Consider the following 20,336-nt stretch of genomic DNA (forward strand, 5'->3'; position numbering starts at 1 on the left):
CTAGTGTGTCCCCGTGCGCTTGGGAGTCCTCGACATCGGTTCGAACACCGTCCACCTGCTCGTCGCCGACGCTCGGCCAGGTGGCAGGCCGCTGGCCACGACCAGCCGGCGCACGGTCCTGCGCCTGATGCGGTACCTCGGGCCCGACGGCGAGATCACCGAGGAGGGTGTCTCGGCGCTCGTCGCGGCGGTGGCCGATGCACGCGCGGTGGCGGCATCCGAGAAGGTGGACGAGCTCCTCGCCACGGCCACCAGCGCTGTGCGCGAAGCCGCGAACGGCGCCGAGGTGATCGCGCGCATCGAGGCGGCGCTCGGCCAGCCACTGCAGGTGCTCGGCGGCGAGAGCGAAGCCCGCTACACCTTCCTGGCCGTACGCCGCTGGTTCGGCTGGGCTGCCGGGCAGATCCTGCTGTTCGACATCGGGGGCGGATCGCTCGAGATCGCCGCCGGCGGCGACGAGATGCCGGATGCCGCGGCATCCGTCCCCCTGGGCGCCGGTCGCATGACGATCCAGTTCCTCCCCCAGGACCCGCCCGGCGAGGACGCGGTGGAGAAGCTGCGCCACCACGCGCGCACGACGCTCGCACCGGTGGCCGAGGCGTTCGGCTCACTCCCCCGCCCCGACCACGTCGTGGGGTCGTCCAAGGCGATCCGCTCGCTCGCGAAGCTCGTCGGTTACCCCGTGCCCGGATGGTCGGGCATCGAGCGGATGGTGCTGCCGCGCGCGGCTCTCGGCTCGTGGATCCCTCGGCTCGCGCGCATCCCCGCGAGCGCCCGCCAGGAGCTGCCCGGCATCACGCCCGATCGTGCGTTCCAGATCGTCGCGGGCGCCGTCGTGCTGCACGAGGCGATGCGCGCTCTCGACGTGGACGAGCTCGAGGTGTCGCCGTGGGCGCTGCGCGAAGGCGTGCTGCTGCGCTACATCGAAGAGCTCGGCTGGTAGCCGCGCGATCGCGGGTGCTCACGCGGCAGACGCGAGCTGCCCGTGGGTACCGAACCCCGTGCGGCAGACCCGATCGGTTGCCGACGCTTCACGGCCTCGTCATGTCCCTGAAATGACCGCGCTCTAATCTGATTCTCATCAAACGGGCACCGATGCCACGGTGGCCGTTTTTCATGTCACCGGTGCATCGCGCTCACCGCGCGCCATTGAGCCTTCCCGGGGGGAAGCCATGAAGCACTGGAAGACGCCTGCGATCGCCGGAGCGATCCTCATCACAACGATCGGCATCGGTCTGAGCGGCACCGCCGCGAGCGCTGCCAACGGGATAGAAGGATCGACCACGACGATCCTGGACTTCACCGTCGCGGGTCAGGTCACCGTGACGGTCGACACGACGAATCTCTCGGAGGTGCCCGCCTGGGGCGCAGCCGTCGTCCAAGCGCCGAACGGCGACCTGCACCGCTTCGGCCCGAAGCTCTACGCTGCCGGCGAGGACTGGGACTACACCACGACCCTGCTCGGCTATTCGTGCGACGACCTCTCGCTCACGTCGGCAGCGGCCTTCGGATTCGCCGAGGCCGACGACGCCGAACCGTCATGGACCAGCGGGCAGGTCGCGTACCCCGACCCGCGCGTGACCGTGCTCGGCTGCCCGGTCGCCACGACCGAACCCACACCGGAGCCCGAGACGCCGACTCCGTCGCCGACTGTCGCACCGTCCGAGCAGGCCGCGACGCCGGAACCGACACCGACAACACCGACGACACCCACGACGCCCCTCGCCGAGTCGTCGCCGACGGCGACTCCTGCTCCCCTCGCGAACAGCGTCGCGACGCCCACCGTCACCACGGCTGCGGTGTCGGCCAGCGCCGCGGCGTCCGAGGATCCCTCGGCCCTCGCCGCCACCGGCACCAGCATGTGGTGGGTGCCGTTCGCCGCGATCGCAGGCCTCCTCGCCCTCGCGGTCGGCGGTCACGCGGTCGCCGTGTCGCGGCGGCGCGACCGCTGAGCCGGGAGGGGGGTGCACGCGGCGGCGTGCACCCCCTCACCCCAGCGAGATCAGAGCGCGAGTCGCTCGCGTACCACGTCGGCGAGTGCGTCGGCGTGACGGCGGGCGTCCTCTTCCGACGCCGCTTCGACCATGACGCGCACCATCTCCTCGGTGCCCGAGGGGCGCAGCAGCACACGCCCGGTGTCACCGAGTTCGGCGGTGACGGCGGCGACGGCATCCGCCACAACCTCGTCGGTCGCCGCGCGCGTGCGGTCCACGCCGCGCACATTGACCAGCAGCTGCGGGTACACGGTCATGATCGAGGCGAGCTCGGCGGCGGTTTTCCCGGTGCGCGCCATCTCGGCGACCAGGTGCAGGCCCGTGAGCAGGCCGTCGCCGGTCGTGGCGTACTCGCTCATGATCACGTGACCCGACTGCTCGCCGCCGAGCGAGTAGTCCCGCTCGTTCATGCGCTCGAGCACGTAGCGGTCGCCGACCGCAGTGGTCTCGACGTGGATGCCGTGGTGGGCCATGGCGCGGTGCAGGCCGAGGTTGCTCATCACGGTGGTGACGAGGGTGTCGCCCGCGAGGTGGCCGCGCTCCTTCATCGACACGGCCAGGATCGCCATGATCTGGTCACCGTCGATCACGCGGCCCGCGGCGTCGACCGCGAGGCAGCGGTCGGCGTCGCCGTCGTGCGCGATGCCGATGTCGGCGCCGTGGGCGAGCACCGCGTCGGCGAGCTTGTCGAGATGGGTCGAGCCGACGCCGTCGTTGATGTTCCAGCCGTCAGGATCGGCGCCGATCACGGTGACACGAGCACCCGCGTCCTTGAACGTCTCGGGCGAGACGCCCGAGGCCGCGCCGTGCGCGCAGTCGAGCACGACATGGATGCCGTCCAGCCGATGCGGGAGCGAGCCGAGGAGGTGCACGACGTAGCGATCCTCCGCGTCGGCGAAGCGGCGGATGCGTCCGACCTCGGCGCCGGTCGGCTGCAGCTTCGGCCCCGACATGGCGCTCTCGATGCGCTGCTCGACCACATCGGGGAGCTTGACACCGCCGCGCGCGAAGATCTTGATGCCGTTGTCGGGCGCGGGGTTGTGCGACGCCGACACCATCACGCCGAAGTCGGCGTCGATGTCGGCGATGAGGAACGCGGTCGCCGGGGTGGGGAGCACGCCGGCGTCGAACACGTCGACACCCGACGAGGCGAGCCCGGCCGCGACCGCGGCGGAGAGGAACTCGCCCGACACCCGCGGGTCGCGGGCGACCACGGCGGTGAGTCGCTTGCCGGCCGCGCGTCGCGCGTCGGCAGAACGGCCCTGGCCCAGGACGACGGCGGTCGCCTGGGCCAGGGTGAGCGCAAGATCGGCGGTGAGGGGGCCGTTGGCCAGCCCCCTCACCCCATCCGTGCCAAAGAGCGGCATACGGAGTGGAGGCCGATCAGCGCTTCGAGTACTGCGGAGCCTTGCGGGCCTTCTTGAGACCAGCCTTCTTGCGCTCGATGACGCGGGCGTCGCGCGAGAGGAAACCGGCCTTCTTGAGCGTCGGGCGGTTGTTCTCCGCGTCGATCTCGTTGAGCGCGCGGGCGATGCCGAGACGCAGGGCGCCGGCCTGGCCCGAGGGGCCACCACCCGAGATGCGGACGATGACGTCGTACGCGCCGGTGAGGTTGAGCACCGTGAACGGGTCGGTGATCAGCTGCTGGTGCAGCTTGTTCGGGAAGTAGTCCTCGAACGTGCGGCCGTTGACGGTGATGGTGCCGGAGCCCGGGATGACGCGCACGCGGGCGATGGCCTGCTTGCGACGACCGACGGCCGCACCCGAGACCGAGAGCACGGGGCGCTCGATGGTGGTGACGGACTCGTCGAGAGGGGTCTCGGTCGAGTAGTTGCTGATTTCGGTTTCTTCGATCTTCGCCACGAGTGTGTCCTTGTCTGTCCGGCGCTTACTGGGCGACCTGGTCGAAAACGTACGTCTTGGGCTGCTGGGCCGCGTGCGGGTGCTCGGCACCGCGGTAGACCTTCAGCTTCGACAGCTGCTGACGGCCGAGGCTGTTCTTGGGGAGCATGCCGCGGACGGCCTTCTCGACAGCGCGGACGGGGTTCTTCTCCATGAGCTCGGAGTAGGTGACCGCCGTGAGGCCGCCCGGGTAGCCCGAGTGGCGGTAGGCCTTCTTCTGCTCGAGCTTCTGGCCGGTGAGGGCCACCTTGTCGGCGTTGATGATCACGACGAAGTCACCGGTGTCGATGTGGTTCGCGAAGGTGGGCTTGTGCTTGCCGCGCAGGAGCGCTGCGGTGTGCGAGGCGAGACGGCCGAGGACGACGTCGGTCGCGTCGATGACCAGCCATTCGCGCTGGGTTTCGCCCGCCTTGGGGGTGTAAGTACGCGTCACAATAGTGCTGCTTTCTTGAGTCGAACGGAGAGGTTCGTGAATCCCACTCCGGGGTGGTTCGTCGTGATCCTCGAACTCGTCGAGGGGAAGAACACGCCAGTGGAGGGCTCACGTTCGCGGTGCCGGTTCAGCAGAGCCGGACACCAAAGAAACAGTTTACACCATGAGGATGCCTGGCCCGAACGCCCGGCTCAGCGCGGAGCATCCGCTTCGACGGCCGCAGGCCCACCCTCGGCCCGACGCCGATGCGCCCGCCCGCTGGCCAGACTGAAGATCGCGACGCCGATGGCCGCACCGAGCACATTGGCGACGACGTCGGCCAGGCTCGCCGTGCGCTGCGGAAGCAGGAGCGCCTGCCCCACCTCGATCGCGATCGCCGCCGCAGCGGAGACCGGCACCACGAGCACCCACCGAGCCGGCATGATCGCGCCGCCGAGGAGACCGAACGGCACGAAAAGCACGACGTTCGCGATGAACTCGACCAGCGCATAGCCGGCCCAGGGCCACATCGCCGCGATGTCGCGGAGCACTCCGCGCACCTGCAGATCGACGGGAGTCGGCCACAGTGCGACGACGATCAGCAGGGCGCAGTAGATCGCCAGCACGACGACGGCGGGGCGACGGCGCACGTCGAGAGTCATCCGCCCACCTCCGTCCGCCGGGGCGCGGCGGCGGTGCTGCGCGAGTCTGTGGGCAGAGCCTACGCGCGCGATGCCCGGTCGGGCCAGCCCTACGACACCTCGGGAGCGCAGCCGCGGGCGCGACATCAACCCTGAACGCCGTATGAGGGTTCCATGAGACATCACGGCGAGGGGCACCCAACGCCGACCGACAGGCGTACCGTTGTAGACGAACGCGACGATCGCTTCGGGATGGGATTCCCCAGTCTCCTTCCGATTCCGCCGTCGAGGTGACTCCAGCGGGCGATCGCAGCGTGAGGCCCCCTCGAGGAGAGTGTCCCCCAGCACCTCCCTGAGGGGGCCACAACTGTCTCTGAGACAGGATTCCCCGAGGCCGAGAATCGACGCGGGAGGGAGCGGTTCCACACCCTCCGCATTCTCATTCGTTTCTCACTTTCCGCTCAGCCTCGAGAACCGCTATGGTGGTGCCAACGAGCCCGAACTCGTTCCCTCGCACCACCGGCAGTCCGTCGGACGCGCGCATCCCCCCTGCGCTTGACCGTCGGTCATCCACGCTTCACCGCGAAGCAGTTCGGACTCGTGTCGCGCCCGCCGAAGCCCCCCTCTGGCGGGCGCGAGTTCTTCCGGCCGCCGCGCGGTGCGATCCCCGACGATGTGGATCCACCGCCCGGCGAGCACGACAGCTCCCCAGCACCGCGACGACTCGTCTCGCAGGCGGTCGCCGACTCAGGCCGCGCCAGCCGCCGTCTTCCGCGTCTCCAGCGGCTGAGCCGTGATGAGGATCGGCAGATGGTCGCTCGATCCCTGCGGCAGGGTGCGCACGCGGTCGATCTCGAAGCCGATCGACGTCGCGAAGTCGTAGTGGCCGCGGAAGAAGCGGTAGCGCGTGTACGTGCGCGAGTCGCTGAGGTTGAGCTCGAACCCCTGCGCACGCACGTGCTGACCCAGGTGCTCCTTGAAGACCGGGTAGTTGTAGTCGCCGACCATCAGCGCCGGCACCCCGCGGCCGAGGCTCTCGAGCTCGGTGAGCGCCGTGCGGATCTGATGACGACGCAGCGAGTTGAGTGCGGTGAGCGGAGCGGCGTGGAACGACGCGACGATCACTTCACGACCGTGATCGATGTCGTGCAGCCGCACGCCCAGCAGACGCTCCTCTGCGGGCTTGAGCACCCGGTCGTGCAGCGACTTCTTGAGCGCCAGGGCGCGCACCTCGACGGCGCGATAGGTGTTGCGGCGGTAGTAGACCGCGAGGCCCAGACGGTTGCGCTGCGTCGCATCGGCGAGATGGAGTCCCTCGATCTCGTCGGGGATCGCCGACGTGTCGGCCTCCTGCAGGCAGAGGACGTCGGGGTTGTAGCGCTCGACGAGGTGGGCCAGCTCGCCGGCGGCCCGATGCTTGCGCAGGTTGTACGAAATCACCCTCATACCGCCTCCACCATACGTGCACGACGTGTCGAACGGGTGACGTACCGCCGACACCGAGCACACTCATAGGCCAACGCGATCTGGAGCATCTGATGACGATTTCCCTGCCGGTCCCGTCCGACACCGCTGCTGCGCAGCGCGACGCCCTCCACGCGACGCTCGTCGCTGCCGGCGACGCCCGCGTGTCCGCCGAGAAGCACCTCCGCCAGTGCGAGCACACGCGTCACCGCGTCGCCGACGCGATGGAGCGCGACCTCCACCCGATGACGATGGATGAGGCGGGCCGTGCCCGCCTGCGCGCGGACTATGCCGCCGCGACGGCCGACGTCGGTGCGGCGCAGGCAGCGCTCGAGCGTGCACGTCGCATCGAACAGGCCGCCGCCACGCTCGCCGCCGCGATCGCCGACGACGCGCTCCCGGCAGCCCGGGTCACGGCGACCGCGATCGCCGACGTCATCGTGATGGGTCGGGCTGTGGAGCGCCCGGTTCGCGGTCGCGCCGCGCGCGCGTCTGCTCGGCCCGCGCGGCGAGCAGTCCAGCGGCGGGATATCCCACCTCGGTCAGCGTGAGACCCCGCGCCGCCAGCACCTTCACCTCGGGCACCCGTTCGCCCTCGTCGCGGATGTCGGCGACGTCATCGACCGCGAGACGCCCCTCCCCCACGGCGACGCACGCGCCGACGAGGGCGCGCACCATGCTGTGGCAGAACGCATCAGCCTTCACGTTGGCGAGGAGCACACTGTCGCCGTCGCGGTGCCAGTCGAACTCGAGGAGGGTGCGGATCGTCGTCGCCTCCTCGCGCGGCTTGCAGTAGGCCGCGAAGTCGTGGAGCCCGATCAGCGAGCGGGCCGCTGCATCCATCGCCGCTGCGTCAAGATCGGCGCGCACGGTGGTCGTCCGGTGCCGCTCGAGCGGGTCGTACCCCGACAGCCGGTCGGCGATGCGGTACTCGTACCGTCGCCACACCGCCGAAAACCGGGCGTCGAACCCCTCCGGCGCGATCGAGGTGCGCAGCACCGCCGCGTCGGCATAGCCGCCGAGAACGCCGGTGAGTCGTGCGGCGAGCGTCTCGACGGGGTCGGGAGTCTCCCCGCCGGCCCGAGAGCGGCGCGCCCGCAGGCGCTCCTCCTGCTGCGGGTCGAGATCGAGATGGGCCACCTGGCCGCGCGCGTGGACGCCGGCGTCGGTGCGCCCGGCCACCACCAGCCGCGGCTCACCGCCGAGCACACGGGCGATGGCGTCTTCGAGCGTTCCCTGCACGCTCCGCAGGGTCGGCTGACGCGCCCACCCGCGGAAGTGCGTGCCGTCGTAGGCGATGTCGAGACGGATGCGCACCCACCCAGCGTAGCCGCGCGCTCTGGGCGGGCGTGTGCGGTGGCGCCTATGCGGCCAGCCGGCGTGCGCGCTGTCCCGCGCTGCGCAGGACGGGGCGCTGGTCAGCCGAGCACACGCCGCGCGAGCGGGAGCCGTGCTCCCACTGCCGCCAGCGCGAGCCGCGCCTGCTGCACGCGGTTCTCGCTCTCGCGCACGATCTCGCGGGCCACGACCGGATGCGCGCGCACGATGTCATCGAGTACGCGCACCGGCAGCGAGACCACATCGACCTCACTCGTGGCGACCGCCCGCGAGATCGTCTGCGTCCGTGAGAGAGCGGTGAGGCCCACGGCATCGTCGCGTCCGAGCTCCGTCACCGTCACCGTCGCGCCGTCATCGGTCGGGATCATGAGGTCGACCGTGCCCGAGAGGATGAAGCGCGTCTCGACCGGCACGATGCCCGGGCGCAGGATGGCCTCGCCAGCGCTGTAGCGCTCGAGGCGCGCGTGGGCGACGAGCGCGTCGGTCTCACTGGGCCGCAGGCTCAGCAGGGGCACGATCTGGTGCAGGGCGTCCTGCAGCCGGCCCGGCGTGCGCCAGTCGTCGGTCGCATCGCCGTCGAGGTGCAGCTCCGCGCGCCGCGCGGCGTACCAGAGGCGTGTGAGGAAGGTGTCGACGGCGGCGGACAGGTCGCCGGGGCTGTCGAGCGGGATGGCCACGGCGTACGTCGCACCGCCGTTCGTGGTCGCCGTCGGCGCCCGGTCGTGCGCGGCCTGCGGCAGATCGCGGGCGACAGCCACCAGCAGCTCACGCACTTTGCCGGGCGGGTCGTCCGTCGCGAACGTCGCCTCGACCACAGCCGCATACGGCTCGGGGCCTCGGGAGAGATTGACGAACGAGCCCTCCGCGAGCTCCGACGTGGGCATGATGACCGTGCCGTTCCCGGTGTCGAGGTGGATGGCGCGCCAGTTCACCTCGATGATCTGCCCGCGGATGCCGCCGGTCTCGATCCAGTCGCCGAGTTCGAACGGCGCCTCGAAGATGAGGAAGAGGCCCGACACGATCGAGCCCACCGCGTTCTGCAGCGCGAGCCCGACCACGATCGAGGTCACGCCGAGCGCGGCGAACACACCCGCGACATCCGCTCCCCACACCCAGTAGAACAGCAGGGCGATGCCGATGATGATGAAGACGAAGCGGATGAGGTCGCTGAAGATCGCCGGGAACCGGTCGCGCCACGATCCCTTCTCCGCCCGATGGAACACGAGGTGGTTGATCGCGTTGATGGTGACGACGATGACCAGGAGCCCGAAGATCGTCCAGACCACGCGCGGCCAGGTGCCGGACCCCTGCCACGCACCGGGCTGGCTGATCAGGACGAGCACACCGGCGACGGGCACCAGGTAGTTGCGCACCATCATGACGATCGGTGCGGCGCGGCTGCCGCGACGGGCCAGCGCGTTGTGCATCTCGGTGAGGGCGATGAGCGTCAGCGGCAGCCCGACCGAGACGATCACGGCCGGCCAGAACCACTCCTGCGAGACGATGTCACCCATGTCGATGACTCACCCCTCGACGATCGGGGCGGGGATCGAGACCTTCCAGACCCGCTGGACGCCCTCGTGCGTGTCGACCTCGCCGACCGGGGTGATCGCGGCAGACTCGGGCAGCCGGTCCGCCACGCGCTGAGTGATGTAGACGCCCGGCTGATCGGTGTCGTCCTGCACGCGGAACGCCAGGTTCACCGCGTCGCCCCACATGTCGTACACGATCCGCGCGCGCCCGATGAGACCGCTGGTCACCTTGCCCGAGGCGAGCCCGGCGCGCAGTGTGAGGTCGATGCCCTGCTGCGTCGAATAGCGCTCGAGGATCGTCTGGATCTCGAGGGCGAAGTCCACCGCGCGCCGGGCGTTGTCGACGCGCGGCGTGGCCAGGCCGCACGTCGCGAGGTAGCTCTGCCGGGTGGTGCGCGCCCGCTCCACCCCGTGGCGCTCGGCTGCCTCGTCGAAGGTGCGGATGAGGTCGTTGAGACGCGCCACCGCCTCGTCACTCGAGAGGGTGAGCGCGAGCTCCTCGAAACCGACGATGTCGGCGAAGATCACCGTTACGTCGTCGCTCTCCTGCGTGATCGCATCGTCGCCGTGGCGGTAGCGGCTCGCCATGCCCTCGGGCATGAACGAGAGGATGAGCTGCTCGCTCGCCCGCTCCTGCTCGGCGATCAGCTGCGACTTGGCCTGGAGGCTGCGGCTCATGTCGTTGAAGGCTGTCGCGACGTCGGCGAGCTCGTCGCTCGACCCGGCGTCCACCTGGACGCCCTCCTCGCCGGCGCCGATCCGCTGCGCCGCGGTCTTGAGACGCCGCAGCGGCCGCACGAACACCTGTGCGAGCACGAGTGAGAGCAGGCAGACGAAGATGATCATGCCTGCCGTGGAGAGGATCAGGTTGCGCGTGAAGTCCTCCACCGGCACGAGCGCCTCGTTCGACGTCTCCTGCGCGACGATCGCCCAGTCGAGTCCGTCGATGCCGAGCGGAGCATATGCCGCGAGCGTGTCGCGGCCGAGGTAGTCGCGCTCCACGATGGTGCCGGACTGACCCGACAGCGCCCGGTCGACGGCATCCGTCGTCACCGACTGCTGCATGAGCGTGTCTCCGTTGCGCACGCCCAGGCCCGCCTGCGAGGTCGAGAGGCCGGCGGCGACCGCCGCCGCGCGGTACGCGTCGGGATCGTCTATCAGCGAGCGCGACACCGACCTCATCAGACGATCGGCTCCCACGAGGTACGTCTCGCCCGTGGCACCGAGGCCGTTCAGCTCCCACTCCTCGCCCACCGTCATCACGCCGTTGATCCGGTCGATCGGCAGCTCGATGGCGAGAGCCCCGACCACTTCGCCGTCGTCGGCGATGGGCGTCACCGCCCAGGCTGCCGGCGTGCCGAGACTGGGCGAGTACGCGGCGAAGTCGGCGAGCACCACGTCGCCCACGATGTTGCGGTCCATCGCCTCGCGGTACGCGGTGGCGAGGTTCGAGAGCTGGTACGGCCCGTCGAACAAGTCGGTGCCGAGATCGACCCCCTTGAACGCGGAGTAGACGACGTTGCCGTCGGTGTCGAGCATGAGCACGTCTTCGTAATCGAGCAGCTCGGTCATCGCACGGTAGTAGGGGTGGTAGCGCTGGTGCGCCTCGCTCCACGCACTGCCGTCTCCGGCGCCGTCTGAGAGCACCGCCTCCTCCCACGAGGCGAACGGGATCACGTAGTTGAACTGCAGGTAGGTCTGAGCGGCGCCCCGGGGCGCGAACGTGTCGCCGGCCACCTCTTCGCCCGCGGCCTCCGACAGGTCGGCTGCGAACGTGGTGCGGTAGAACTCGTCGACCGCATCGGCCTGCGCCGGATCGACCGGCCCCGCGTCGAGTTCGGCGAACCCCTCCGAGAACGCCTCGACCGCGCGCTTGGTCGTGTCGTTGAGGGCGGCCAGGCGCACCGCACTCTCGATGTTGGAGAACAGCTGCTCCATCTCGCGTGCGCGGTTCTCGCGGATCTCGACGAGACGCTCGTACGCGATCGCCCGCAGGGCCTCGGTGCCGTTGACGTACCCGATGACACCGACCACGATGCTCGAGAGCACGCTCACCGACAGCAACATGATGAGCAGGATCGAGTAGATCGACAGGCCCGCACGCCGACGTGAGCGCGGGGTACCCACCCAGACACTGGTCGACTCCGCTGCGGTCGCCTCTGACACGTCCCACCTCTCGGCGCGGATGCCGCGCACAAGGTCCCCGTCCCCCGATCCCCATCGAGGTTGGGCCCACCCTAGCGCCCGCGATCCGCATCACGGTAGAGCCCTGGGTATCAGGCCTGATACCGACCGTCGCGACGACCTGCCCGCAGACGCAGCGAGACCCGCGGCCCCGAAGGGCCGCGGGTCTCGCGGTTGCACAGGTGGGCGCGTACTCGGCGCCCGGGCCGGGCTCGGGGCCCGGCAGCCGATTACTCGGACTTCTCCTCGGCGGGCGCCTCGACGGCATCCTCGGCTGCTGCCTCGGCGGCGGCACCCTCGGCCTGCGACTCCGCACCGGCGTCGGCGGCGGCGTCCTCGACGGGAGCCTCCTCGGCCGGGGCCTCCTCGACCGGGGCAGCCTCGGCCTTGGCGGCCTTCTTGGCCGACTTCGGCTTCGGGTTGACGGGCTCGAGGACGAGCTCGATCACGGCCATGGGGGCGTTGTCGCCCTTGCGGTTGCCGACCTTCGTGATGCGGGTGTAGCCGCCCTCACGGTCTGCGACGAGCGGCGCGATCTCGGTGAAGAGGACGTGCACGACTTCCTTGTCACCGATGACCGACAGCACGCGACGACGCGCGTGCAGGTCGCCGCGCTTGGCGAACGTGATCAGGCGCTCGGCGAGCGGACGCAGGCGCTTGGCCTTGGTCTCGGTCGTCTTGATCGACTTGTGCGTGAACAGCGCAGCGGCCAGGTTGGCAAGCAGCAGGCGCTCGTGGGCGGGGCCGCCTCCGAGGCGGGGACCCTTGGTGGGCTTGGGCATTCTCAGTTACTCCAGTGGGAAAAGTCGGTCGGTGGGCCGAACGGCTCAGACGGTCTCGTCGTCGTAGCCGGCGTAGAAGTGTGCACCGTCGAACCCGGGGACCGAGTCCTTGAGCGACAGGCCGAGCGAGATGAGCTTGTCGCGCACCTCGTCGACCGACTTCTGACCGAAGTTGCGGATGTTCATGAGCTGCGTCTCCGAGAGGGCGACGAGCTCCGAAACGGTGTTGATGCCCTCACGCTTGAGGCAGTTGTACGAACGCACCGACAGATCGAGGTCCTCGATCGGCATCGACAGCTCGTTCGAGAGCACGGTCTCGACCGGCGCGGGGCCGATCTCGATGCCCTCGGCCTCGACGTTGAGCTCGCGGGCGAGGCCGAACAGCTCGGTGAGGGTGCGACCGGCCGAGGCGACGGCGTCGCGCGGGTCGATCGACGGCTTGCTCTCGACGTCGAGCACCAGCTTGTCGAAGTCGGTGCGCTCACCGGCACGGGTGGCGTCGACGCGGTAGCTGACCTTGAGGACCGGCGAGTAGATCGAGTCGATCGGGATCTGGCCCGCCTCGGCGTACTCGTTGCGGTTCTGGGTCGCCGACACGTAGCCGCGGCCACGCTCGATGGTGAGCTCGAGCTCGAACTTCGCGGTGTCGTTCAGGGTCGCGATGACGAGCTCGGGGTTGTGCACCTCGACACCGGCCGGCGCAGAGATGTCGGCGGCGGTGACCTCACCGGCGCCGGTCTTGCGCAGGTACGCGGTGATGGGCTCGTCGCGCTCGCTGGAGACGACCAGCTGCTTGATGTTGAGGATGATCTCGGTGACATCCTCCTTGACACCGGGGATGGTGCTGAACTCGTGGAGGACGCCGTCGATGCGGATCGAGGTGACGGCCGCGCCGGGGATCGACGACAGGAGGCTGCGACGCAGCGCGTTGCCGATCGTGTAGCCGAAGCCGGGCTCCAGCGGCTCGATGACGAAACGGCTGCGGAACTCCCCGATCTTCTCCTCGGTCAGAGTCGGACGCTGTGCGATGAGCACTATGTGTTCCTTTCGATCACGTGCCCGCTATATGACACGTGCGGTGAGTGAGGTGTTGAGTTGTCAATGACGGATGCCGGGACCCTGCGCGAGCAGGGCCCCAGCAGTCCGGGAATCAGACGCGGCGACGCTTCGGCGGACGGCAGCCGTTGTGTGCCTGCGGGGTGACGTCGTTGATCGAGCCGACCTCGAGGCCTGCGGCCTGGAGCGAGCGGATCGCGGTCTCGCGGCCCGAACCGGGGCCCTTGACGAAGACGTCGACCTTCTTGACGCCGTGCTCCTGCGCCTGGCGGGCAGCGGACTCCGCGGCCATGCCGGCGGCGTACGGCGTCGACTTGCGCGAGCCCTTGAAGCCCACGCCACCCGAGGAGGCCCAGCTGATGACAGCGCCCGACGGGTCGGTGATCGAGACGATCGTGTTGTTGAACGTCGACTTGATGTGGGCCTGGCCCAGCGCGATGTTCTTCTTCTCCTTGCGGCGCGGCTTGCGCGCAGCGGACTTGGCCTGTGCCATGTGCGTTTTCTCCTAAACCCTGGGGCCGCGCCTTAGCGCGCCTTCTTCTTGCCGGCGACGGTGCGCTTGGGACCCTTGCGGGTACGCGCGTTCGTCTTCGTGCGCTGACCGCGCACCGGGAGGCCGCGACGGTGGCGCAGACCCTCGTAGGAGCCGATCTCGACCTTGCGGCGGATGTCGGCGGCGACCTCGCGGCGAAGGTCACCCTCCACCTTGTAGGTGCCTTCGATGTGGTCGCGGAGCGCGACGAGCTGGTCGTCGGTGAGGTCCTTGACGCGGATGCTCTCGTCGATCTCGGTCGCCTGAAGGATCTCGACCGAGCGGGTACGGCCGATGCCGTAGATGTAGGTAAGGGCGATCACCACGCGCTTGTCGCGCGGGATGTCAACGCCGGCAAGACGTGCCATGCGGTTCTCCTGGGAGTGAGTGGAGGTGTGGAGCAGCATCGGTGCCCGGGCCTCCGCCCGAGGTGTCCCCTCCCCCGAGCCGGTCGGGAGGAGGTTCTGATGCTGCCGTTGTCGTATTCAGTTGTGTGGCGCGGATGCCCCGGGACGAGGCATCCGGCAAGCCTTGTCAGCCCTGGCGCTGCTTGTGACGCGGGTTGCTCTTGCAGATCACCATGACGCGGCCGTGGCGGCGGATGACCTTGCAGTGGTCGCAGATGGGCTTGACGGAGGGGTTGACCTTCATGATTTCTTCTCTTCGCTGTCTTCGCCGGGCAGGCGGCACCCTTGCGGGGCGCCCTGGGGCGTTACTTCTCGACCGGTCTAGCGGTAGCGGTAGACGATGCGCCCGCGGGTGAGGTCGTAGGGACTGAGCTCCACGACGACACGGTCCTCGGGGATGATGCGGATGTAGTTCTGCCGCATCTTTCCGGAGATCGTGGCGAGCACCTTGTGGCCATTGCTGAGCTCAACGCGGAACATCGCATTGGGCAGAGCCTCGGACACGACGCCCTCGATCTCGATGACACCGTCTTTCTTCGCCATACGCTCGCTAACACTTGTGCAGACCGGTCGGTCTGCGGATGGATGGATTGGTGCGGCGACACGCCGATGATGGCGCACGGCACCAAAGGACAAGCATACGTGATAGGTGGGCCCGCGGCAACTCGCGGGCGAACCCTACACGGATGTGGTCCGAATCAGTCGAAGAGCGTCGCCAGCTGGTCGGGCTGGGGCAGGTCGGCGTTCGCGATCGCCTCGCCGTTCACGGCGATCGTCGGCGTCCCGATTCCGGAGGCCCCCGGCTGCAGCGGCGTCTCGGCGGTCATCGCCGTGACGAACCCGGCGTACTCCTGGCCGGTGACGCATGCATCGATGCCCGTCACGTCGACGCTCGCCGCCACCTGGAGGATCTGGTCGTCGGTGAGCCCCTCGGACTGCTCCTCGGGCTGGTTCGCAAACATCGCCTGCATGAACGGCACAGCGGCGTCAGCATCGGCGACCGCCACGCAGTACATCGCGTTGGCCGCGCGGGTCGAGTACTCGGTGCCCTGCGAATAGCGGTCGAGGATCGAGATCGGGTGGATGCCGAGCGTGATGGTGCCGTCGTCGGCGAGGCCCTGGATCGACTCGCCGTACACCTGCTCGAACTGGTTGCAGATGGGGCACATGAAGTCGATGTAGGTGTCGAGGCGGTCAGGCCCCTCCCCCACGAGGATGGCGCCGGTGTCCTCCTCGATCACGGCGGACTGCGGAGGATCGCCCGGATCGGTGCCGGCGTTGTTGAGCGAGACGACCAGCACAGTCACCAGCACGAGAGCAACGACCACCGCGGCGCTCACCCAGATCGCGAACCAGTTGACCTTGCGCGTTCCCTCAGCCATGTCGGCCACTCCTCTTTCGTCGTGCTCAGGCGATGGGCACGGGCGTCACGCCGAACGGCGCCAGCCCTTCCGCACCGCCGTCGGGTGCCGTGAGCACCCAGATGCCGTCATCATGCACGGCCACACTGTGCTCCCAATGGGAGCCTGCGGTGCCGTCGACGGTCGAGACCGTCCAGTCGTCATCTTCGACGAACGTCGCCTGGTCGCCGATGACGACCATGGGCTCGATCGCGAGCACGAGGCCTGGACGCACCTCGGGCCCGGGGTCGGAGACGCGGTAGTTGAACACCGACGGCGCCTCGTGCATCTTGCGACCGATGCCGTGCCCCACGTACTCGCGCAGGATGCCGTAGCCCGGCTCGGGCGCGTTCGCCTCGATGTGGCCCTGGATCGCGGCGCCCACCTCGGCGAGACGCCGAGCGGTGGCGAGAGATGCGATCCCCGCCCACAGCGAGCCGCGGGTCACTTCCGAGAGCCGCTCGCGCTCGGCGACGACCTCGGGGCGCGCAGCATCCGGGATCACCACGGTGAACGCACTGTCGCCGTTCCATCCGCCGTACTCGGCACCGGCGTCGACCGAGAGGATGTCGCCGGGGGCGAGCACCTGCGAGCCGGGGATTCCGTGGACGACCTGCTCGTTCACCGAGGTGCAGATGGTGTGGCGGTACCCGCGCACCATCTGGAAGTTCGACTTCGCACCCCGCCCCACGATGACCGCGGACGCAGCGGCGTCGAGCTCCAGCGTCGTCACACCCGGTGCCACCAGTGCGCGCGCGGCGTCGAGCGCTGCGGCGGTGATGAGTCCGGGCTCGACCATCGCCCGCATCTGGGCGGGCGTCTTGTAGATCGAGCGGCGGAGTCCCACGACTCAGGCAGCTTCGGGACGCGCGAGTCCGCGCGCCTCGAGGGCCGCGAGGATGCGTGCGGTGATCTCGTCGAGGGTGCCGACGCCGTCGATCGGCGCCACGATGCCGCGGGTGCGGTATACGTCGAGGATCGGGGCCGTCTCGCGCTCGTAGATGCCGAGGCGGTTCGCGATGACCTCTTCGGTGTCGTCGGTGCGACCCTGTTCCTTCGCGCGCAGCGCGATGCGGGCGATGCTCTCGTCACGCGGGACGCTCAGCTCGATGACGACGTCCAGCGACTCGTCGCGGCCCTCGAGGTACTCGTCGAGGTGCGCCACCTGCGCCACGTTCCGCGGGTAGCCGTCGAGGAGGAACCCGCCCTCGGCGTCGGCCTGGGCGAGACGGTCGCGCACGACGGCGCTGGTCAGCTCGTCCGAGACCAGGTCTCCGGCCTCGATGATCGCCTTCACCTGGTTGCCCAGGTCGCTGCCGGCGGCGACAGCCGCGCGGAAGACGTCGCCCGTCGAGATGGCGGGGATGCCGAACGCCTCGGCGATGCGCACGCCCTGCGTGCCCTTGCCGGAGCCCTGCGGCCCCACGATCAGAAGCCTGGTCATCGGAGGAGCCCTTCGTAGTGGCGCTGCTGCAGCTGCGCGTCGATCTGCTTCACGGTCTCGAGGCCGACGCCGACGATGATGAGGATCGAGGCGCCACCGAACGGGAAGTTCTGGTTGGCGCCGACCGTCGCCAGGGCGATGAGCGGCAGGAGCGCGATGAGACCCAGGTACAGCGAGCCGGGGAGCGTGATGCGCGTCAGCACGTAGTCGAGGTACTCGGCCGTGGGGCGGCCGGCACGGATGCCGGGGATGAATCCGCCGTACTTCTTCATGTTGTCGGCGACCTCGACAGGGTTGAACGTGATCGCGACGTAGAAGTAGGTGAAGCCGATGATCAGCAGGAAGTACACCGCCATGTACAGCGGGTGGTCGCCGTTGGTGAAATACGTCTGGATCCAGGTGACCCAGCCCGGGATCTGGTTGTTCTCGTCGGGCTGCATGTTGAACTGCGCGATGAGCGCGGGGATGTACAGAAGCGACGACGCGAAGATGACAGGCACGACGCCGGCCATGTTCACCTTGATCGGGATGTAGGTGTTGGTGCCGCCGTAGGTGCGACGACCGACCATGCGCTTGGCGTACTGCACCGGGATGCGGCGCTGCGACTGCTCGACGAACACGACCAGCGACATCACGACGATTCCGACGGCGATGACGAGGAGGAAGATCTCGAAGCCGCGGGCGGCCCAGATGGCGCCGAGGGCGGCCGGGAAGGTCGCGGCGATCGAGGTGAAGATGAGCAGCGACATGCCGTTGCCGATGCCGCGCTCGGTGACGAGCTCGGCGAACCACATGATGAGGCCCGTGCCGGCGGTCAGCGTGATGATCATGAGCAGCTGCGCCCACCACGCGTCGTTGGTCAGCAGCTGCGCGCACTCGGCGATGCCGGTGGTACCGAAGAGCTGACCCGAACGGGCCACGGTGACGAGGGTGGTCGACTGCAGCAGTGCAAGTGCGATCGTCAGGTAGCGGGTGTACTGCGTCAGACGAGCCTGGCCCGCCTGGCCCTCCTTGTAGAGGGTCTCGAAGTGCGGGATGACCACGCGCAGCAGCTGCACGATGATCGTGGCCGTGATGTACGGCATGACGCCCAGCGCGAAGATCGACAGCTGCAGCAGTGCACCGCCGGAGAACAGGTTCACGAGCGAGAGCAGTCCGTCGGTGGAGCCGCTCTGATCGAGGCAGGACTGGACGTTCGGGAAGTCTACGAAGGGCGCGGGGACGTGGGCACCGAAGCGGTACAGCACGATGATGCCCAGGGTGAATGCGATCTTCCGACGGAGGTCGGGGGTACGGAAGACCCGCGCGATGGCGCTGAACAAGAGGATGCCTCCAAGAGATGACGGGGTGCTCGGGGGCACACCGTGATCCAGGGTAACCCAACGGGGGCCGGAGAAAACTCCGGCCCCCGTGGACTGTGATTACTTGACGGTGCCGCCTGCTGCGACGATCTTCTGCTCGGCGGAACCCGAGACCTTGTCGACCGACACAGTGAGCTTCACCGAGATGTCGCCGGTGCCGAGCACCTTGACCTTCTCGTTCTTGCGCACCGCACCCTTGGCGACCAGGTCGCCGACGGTGACATCGCCACCGGTGGGGTACAGCTCCGCGAGCTTGTCCAGGTTCACGACCTGGTACTCGACGCGGAACGGGTTCTTGAAGCCACGGAGCTTCGGGGTGCGCATGTGCAGCGGCATCTGCCCACCCTCGAAACCTGCCTTGACCTGGTAGCGGGCCTTCTGGCCCTTGGTGCCACGACCGGCGGTCTTGCCCTTCGAGCCCTCACCGCGACCCACGCGGGTCTTGGCGGTGTTGGAGCCCGGGACCGGACGCAGGTGGTGCACCTTCAGCACGCCGGGGCGCGATGCCGGAGCATCCGCCTTCGGCTCGGCCTTCTTGGCGGGCGCCTTCTTGGCAGCCGGCTTCGCAGCGGCGGCCTTGGGCGCAGCAGCCTTCTTGGCAGGAGCCTTCTTGGGGGCTTCTGCCTCGACGGCCTCGTTCTTCTCGGCCTTCTCAGCCATCAGTCGATCTCCTCAACCTTCACGAGGTGCGCGACGGTCTTGACGTAGCCGCGCGTCTGCGCGTCGTCGGGACGGACGACCGAGTCGCCGATCCGCTTCAGACCGAGCGAACGCAGCGTGTCACGCTGGTTCTGCTTCTCACTCACCTTGGACTTGACCTGGGTAACCTTCAGGCGCTCGGCCATCAGACACCTGCCTTCGCAGCAGCCGCGGCCTCAGCCTCGGCACGGACGAGACGGGCGGGGGCGACCTGGTCGAACTCGAGGCCACGGCGCGCGGCGACCGCACGCGGCTCCTCGAGCTGCTTCAGGGCCTCCACCGTCGCGTGGACGATGTTGATCGTGTTCGACGAACCCAGCGACTTCGAAAGGACGTCGTGGATGCCGGCGCACTCGAGGACGGCACGCACCGGACCACCGGCGATGACACCGGTACCGGCCGCGGCGGGGCGCAGGAGCACCACACCGGCGGCTGCCTCACCCTGCACGGGGTGCGGGATGGTCGAGCCGACGCGCGGAACGCGGAAGAAGTTGCGCTTGGCCTCTTCGACACCCTTCGAGATCGCCAGGGGGACCTCGCGGGCCTTGCCGTAGCCGACGCCCACGAGACCGTTGCCGTCACCCACCACGACGAGCGCGGTGAAGCTGAAGCGGCGACCGCCCTTGACGACCTTCGACACGCGGTTGATCGTGACGACGCGCTCGAGGAACTGGCTCTCGCTGCGGTCACGACCGCCGCGCTCACCACGGTTGGGGTTGCGCTCGCGACCGCCGCGGCGAGCCTCGCGGGGCTCGCGCTCGGTGGTGGCGGCCTCGGCCGGAGCCTCGGCAGCAGCCTGCTCGGTCACGTTGCTCTCCTTGTTGTCACTCACAGGTTCAGACCTCCCTCGCGGGCGCCGTCGGCGATTGCCGCGACACGTCCCGCGTAGCGGTTGCCGCCACGGTCGAACACGACGTCCGAGACGCCGGCTGCCTTGGCGCGCTCCGCGAGGAGCTCGCCGACCTTGCGGGCCTTGGCGGTCTTGTCAGCGTCGGACGTACGCAGGTCGGTCTCGAGGGTCGAGGCCGAGGCCAGCGTGTGGCCCTTGCTGTCGTCGACGATCTGCACGAAGACGTGACGCGCCGAACGGGTGACGACCAGGCGCGGACGCTCGGGGGTGCCGACGACCTTCTTGCGAAGGCGGGCGTGACGACGCGCGCGCGCGTCGGACTTCGACTTCACAGCCAT

The 20,336-nt window shown here is 69.0% G+C and carries 25 protein-coding genes; 3 read left to right on the forward strand and 22 right to left on the reverse strand.

The features are described from left to right. Positions 1-13 precede the first annotated feature (13 nt). A complete protein-coding gene (locus tag JOD63_RS11290) occupies positions 14-943 on the forward strand; it encodes a Ppx/GppA phosphatase family protein (RefSeq protein WP_045275453.1) in 930 nt (309 codons plus the stop codon). 229 nt (positions 944-1,172) lie between these two features. Continuing rightward, positions 1,173-1,952 carry a hypothetical protein gene (locus JOD63_RS11295; protein WP_045275454.1) on the forward strand — a complete coding sequence of 260 codons (780 nt, stop codon included), beginning with the start codon at positions 1,173-1,175 and terminating at the stop codon, positions 1,950-1,952. Positions 1,953-2,002: 50 nt separating this feature from the next. Here JOD63_RS11295 and glmM read toward each other — a convergent pair whose 3' ends face one another. The 5 genes from glmM to JOD63_RS11320 form a co-directional block, all read right to left on the reverse strand. Beyond that, a complete protein-coding gene (gene glmM / locus JOD63_RS11300) occupies positions 2,003-3,361 on the reverse strand; it encodes a phosphoglucosamine mutase (protein WP_045275455.1) in 1,359 nt (452 codons plus the stop codon). 16 nt (positions 3,362-3,377) lie between these two features. Beyond that, positions 3,378-3,857 carry a 30S ribosomal protein S9 gene (rpsI, locus tag JOD63_RS11305; protein WP_045275456.1) on the reverse strand — a complete coding sequence of 160 codons (480 nt, stop codon included), beginning with the start codon at positions 3,855-3,857 and terminating at the stop codon, positions 3,378-3,380. A gap of 25 nt (positions 3,858-3,882) precedes the next feature. Continuing rightward, positions 3,883-4,329 carry a 50S ribosomal protein L13 gene (rplM, locus tag JOD63_RS11310; protein WP_045275457.1) on the reverse strand — a complete coding sequence of 149 codons (447 nt, stop codon included), beginning with the start codon at positions 4,327-4,329 and terminating at the stop codon, positions 3,883-3,885. Between the two features lie 191 nt (positions 4,330-4,520). Continuing rightward, the gene (locus tag JOD63_RS11315; protein ID WP_045275458.1) at positions 4,521-4,970 is read right to left on the reverse strand and encodes a VanZ family protein; all 450 of its coding nucleotides are present in this window, start codon (positions 4,968-4,970) and stop codon (positions 4,521-4,523) included. A 726-nt stretch (positions 4,971-5,696) separates the two neighbouring features. Continuing rightward, positions 5,697-6,395: an endonuclease/exonuclease/phosphatase family protein gene (locus JOD63_RS11320; RefSeq protein WP_045275459.1), complete on the reverse strand. Its 699-nt coding sequence runs from the start codon at positions 6,393-6,395 to the stop codon at positions 5,697-5,699. Between the two features lie 92 nt (positions 6,396-6,487). Between JOD63_RS11320 and JOD63_RS11325 the strand changes: the two genes are divergently transcribed. After that, the gene (locus JOD63_RS11325) at positions 6,488-6,964 is read left to right on the forward strand and encodes a hypothetical protein (protein WP_157003980.1); all 477 of its coding nucleotides are present in this window, start codon (positions 6,488-6,490) and stop codon (positions 6,962-6,964) included. Here the strand turns inward: JOD63_RS11325 and truA are convergent. The 17 genes from truA to rplR form a co-directional block, all read right to left on the reverse strand. Further along, positions 6,849-7,730, reverse strand: coding sequence for a tRNA pseudouridine(38-40) synthase TruA (gene truA, locus JOD63_RS11330; protein ID WP_045275460.1), 882 nt, complete (start codon positions 7,728-7,730; stop codon positions 6,849-6,851). The genes JOD63_RS11325 and truA overlap by 116 nt on opposite strands. A 101-nt stretch (positions 7,731-7,831) precedes the next feature. Further along, entirely contained in the window at positions 7,832-9,265 is a 1,434-nt protein-coding gene (locus tag JOD63_RS11335; protein WP_045275461.1) for a mechanosensitive ion channel domain-containing protein, read from the reverse strand. Positions 9,266-9,274: 9 nt separating this feature from the next. Continuing rightward, positions 9,275-11,449 (reverse strand): adenylate/guanylate cyclase domain-containing protein, encoded by a 2,175-nt coding sequence (locus JOD63_RS18240; protein WP_157003981.1) that lies wholly within the window; start codon positions 11,447-11,449, stop codon positions 9,275-9,277. A 248-nt stretch (positions 11,450-11,697) separates the two neighbouring features. After that, complete coding sequence (rplQ, locus tag JOD63_RS11345) at positions 11,698-12,249, reverse strand: 50S ribosomal protein L17 (protein WP_045275462.1); 552 nt, start codon at positions 12,247-12,249, stop codon at positions 11,698-11,700. 45 nt (positions 12,250-12,294) lie between these two features. Then, positions 12,295-13,284, reverse strand: a complete 990-nt coding sequence (locus JOD63_RS11350; RefSeq protein ID WP_045275463.1) for a DNA-directed RNA polymerase subunit alpha — start codon at positions 13,282-13,284, stop codon at positions 12,295-12,297. Positions 13,285-13,399: 115 nt separating this feature from the next. Next, on the reverse strand, positions 13,400-13,798 hold the full coding sequence (gene rpsK, locus JOD63_RS11355) for a 30S ribosomal protein S11 (protein WP_045275464.1): 399 nt from the start codon (positions 13,796-13,798) through the stop codon (positions 13,400-13,402). A gap of 32 nt (positions 13,799-13,830) precedes the next feature. Further along, positions 13,831-14,205, reverse strand: a complete 375-nt coding sequence (rpsM, locus tag JOD63_RS11360) for a 30S ribosomal protein S13 (RefSeq protein WP_045275465.1) — start codon at positions 14,203-14,205, stop codon at positions 13,831-13,833. 166 nt (positions 14,206-14,371) lie between these two features. Further along, positions 14,372-14,488 (reverse strand): 50S ribosomal protein L36, encoded by a 117-nt coding sequence (gene rpmJ / locus JOD63_RS11365; RefSeq protein ID WP_005050492.1) that lies wholly within the window; start codon positions 14,486-14,488, stop codon positions 14,372-14,374. A 77-nt stretch (positions 14,489-14,565) separates the two neighbouring features. Next, positions 14,566-14,787: a translation initiation factor IF-1 gene (gene infA, locus JOD63_RS11370; RefSeq protein WP_018171468.1), complete on the reverse strand. Its 222-nt coding sequence runs from the start codon at positions 14,785-14,787 to the stop codon at positions 14,566-14,568. Between the two features lie 155 nt (positions 14,788-14,942). Next, positions 14,943-15,626, reverse strand: coding sequence for a DsbA family protein (locus tag JOD63_RS11375; protein WP_045275501.1), 684 nt, complete (start codon positions 15,624-15,626; stop codon positions 14,943-14,945). A 25-nt stretch (positions 15,627-15,651) separates the two neighbouring features. Continuing rightward, positions 15,652-16,491 carry a type I methionyl aminopeptidase gene (gene map, locus JOD63_RS11380; protein ID WP_211088102.1) on the reverse strand — a complete coding sequence of 280 codons (840 nt, stop codon included), beginning with the start codon at positions 16,489-16,491 and terminating at the stop codon, positions 15,652-15,654. A 3-nt stretch (positions 16,492-16,494) separates the two neighbouring features. Beyond that, positions 16,495-17,088: an adenylate kinase gene (locus JOD63_RS11385; RefSeq protein WP_045275466.1), complete on the reverse strand. Its 594-nt coding sequence runs from the start codon at positions 17,086-17,088 to the stop codon at positions 16,495-16,497. After that, the gene (gene secY / locus JOD63_RS11390; protein ID WP_045275467.1) at positions 17,085-18,410 is read right to left on the reverse strand and encodes a preprotein translocase subunit SecY; all 1,326 of its coding nucleotides are present in this window, start codon (positions 18,408-18,410) and stop codon (positions 17,085-17,087) included. The genes JOD63_RS11385 and secY overlap by 4 nt, the downstream gene beginning before the upstream one ends. A 99-nt stretch (positions 18,411-18,509) precedes the next feature. Continuing rightward, positions 18,510-19,109: a 50S ribosomal protein L15 gene (gene rplO / locus JOD63_RS11395; RefSeq protein WP_084613487.1), complete on the reverse strand. Its 600-nt coding sequence runs from the start codon at positions 19,107-19,109 to the stop codon at positions 18,510-18,512. Continuing rightward, positions 19,109-19,294: a 50S ribosomal protein L30 gene (gene rpmD / locus JOD63_RS11400; protein ID WP_045275468.1), complete on the reverse strand. Its 186-nt coding sequence runs from the start codon at positions 19,292-19,294 to the stop codon at positions 19,109-19,111. The genes rplO and rpmD overlap by 1 nt, the downstream gene beginning before the upstream one ends. Continuing rightward, positions 19,294-19,980, reverse strand: a complete 687-nt coding sequence (gene rpsE, locus JOD63_RS11405) for a 30S ribosomal protein S5 (RefSeq protein ID WP_045275469.1) — start codon at positions 19,978-19,980, stop codon at positions 19,294-19,296. The genes rpmD and rpsE overlap by 1 nt, the downstream gene beginning before the upstream one ends. After that, entirely contained in the window at positions 19,977-20,336 is a 360-nt protein-coding gene (gene rplR / locus JOD63_RS11410) for a 50S ribosomal protein L18 (RefSeq protein WP_018171459.1), read from the reverse strand. Before rplR ends, rpsE begins: the two co-directional genes overlap by 4 nt.

This window comes from Microbacterium terrae, from assembly GCF_017831975.1.
Taxonomy (GTDB): domain Bacteria; phylum Actinomycetota; class Actinomycetes; order Actinomycetales; family Microbacteriaceae; genus Microbacterium; species Microbacterium terrae.

Excerpts from the sequence above, each read along its gene's own strand:
- infA (WP_018171468.1), bottom strand. The coding sequence starts at position 14,787 with ATGGCGAAGAAAGACGGTGTCATCGAGATCGAGGGCGTCGTGTCCGAG.
- JOD63_RS11295 (WP_045275454.1), top strand. The coding sequence starts at position 1,173 with ATGAAGCACTGGAAGACGCCTGCGATCGCCGGAGCGATCCTCATCACA.
- JOD63_RS11325 (WP_157003980.1), top strand. The coding sequence starts at position 6,488 with ATGACGATTTCCCTGCCGGTCCCGTCCGACACCGCTGCTGCGCAGCGC.
- JOD63_RS11385 (WP_045275466.1), bottom strand. The coding sequence starts at position 17,088 with ATGACCAGGCTTCTGATCGTGGGGCCGCAGGGCTCCGGCAAGGGCACG.
- JOD63_RS11375 (WP_045275501.1), bottom strand. The coding sequence starts at position 15,626 with ATGGCTGAGGGAACGCGCAAGGTCAACTGGTTCGCGATCTGGGTGAGC.
- JOD63_RS11315 (WP_045275458.1), bottom strand. The coding sequence starts at position 4,970 with ATGACTCTCGACGTGCGCCGTCGCCCCGCCGTCGTCGTGCTGGCGATC.
- rpmD (WP_045275468.1), bottom strand. The coding sequence starts at position 19,294 with ATGGCCGAGCGCCTGAAGGTTACCCAGGTCAAGTCCAAGGTGAGTGAG.
- glmM (WP_045275455.1), bottom strand. The coding sequence starts at position 3,361 with ATGCCGCTCTTTGGCACGGATGGGGTGAGGGGGCTGGCCAACGGCCCC.
- rpsK (WP_045275464.1), bottom strand. The coding sequence starts at position 13,798 with ATGGCACAGGCCAAGTCCGCTGCGCGCAAGCCGCGCCGCAAGGAGAAG.
- JOD63_RS11320 (WP_045275459.1), bottom strand. The coding sequence starts at position 6,395 with ATGAGGGTGATTTCGTACAACCTGCGCAAGCATCGGGCCGCCGGCGAG.
- rpmJ (WP_005050492.1), bottom strand. The coding sequence starts at position 14,488 with ATGAAGGTCAACCCCTCCGTCAAGCCCATCTGCGACCACTGCAAGGTC.
- rplQ (WP_045275462.1), bottom strand. The coding sequence starts at position 12,249 with ATGCCCAAGCCCACCAAGGGTCCCCGCCTCGGAGGCGGCCCCGCCCAC.
- rpsM (WP_045275465.1), bottom strand. The coding sequence starts at position 14,205 with ATGGCACGTCTTGCCGGCGTTGACATCCCGCGCGACAAGCGCGTGGTG.
- JOD63_RS11335 (WP_045275461.1), bottom strand. The coding sequence starts at position 9,265 with ATGGGTGACATCGTCTCGCAGGAGTGGTTCTGGCCGGCCGTGATCGTC.
- rplO (WP_084613487.1), bottom strand. The coding sequence starts at position 19,109 with ATGGCTGAGAAGGCCGAGAAGAACGAGGCCGTCGAGGCAGAAGCCCCC.
- rplR (WP_018171459.1), bottom strand. The coding sequence starts at position 20,336 with ATGGCTGTGAAGTCGAAGTCCGACGCGCGCGCGCGTCGTCACGCCCGC.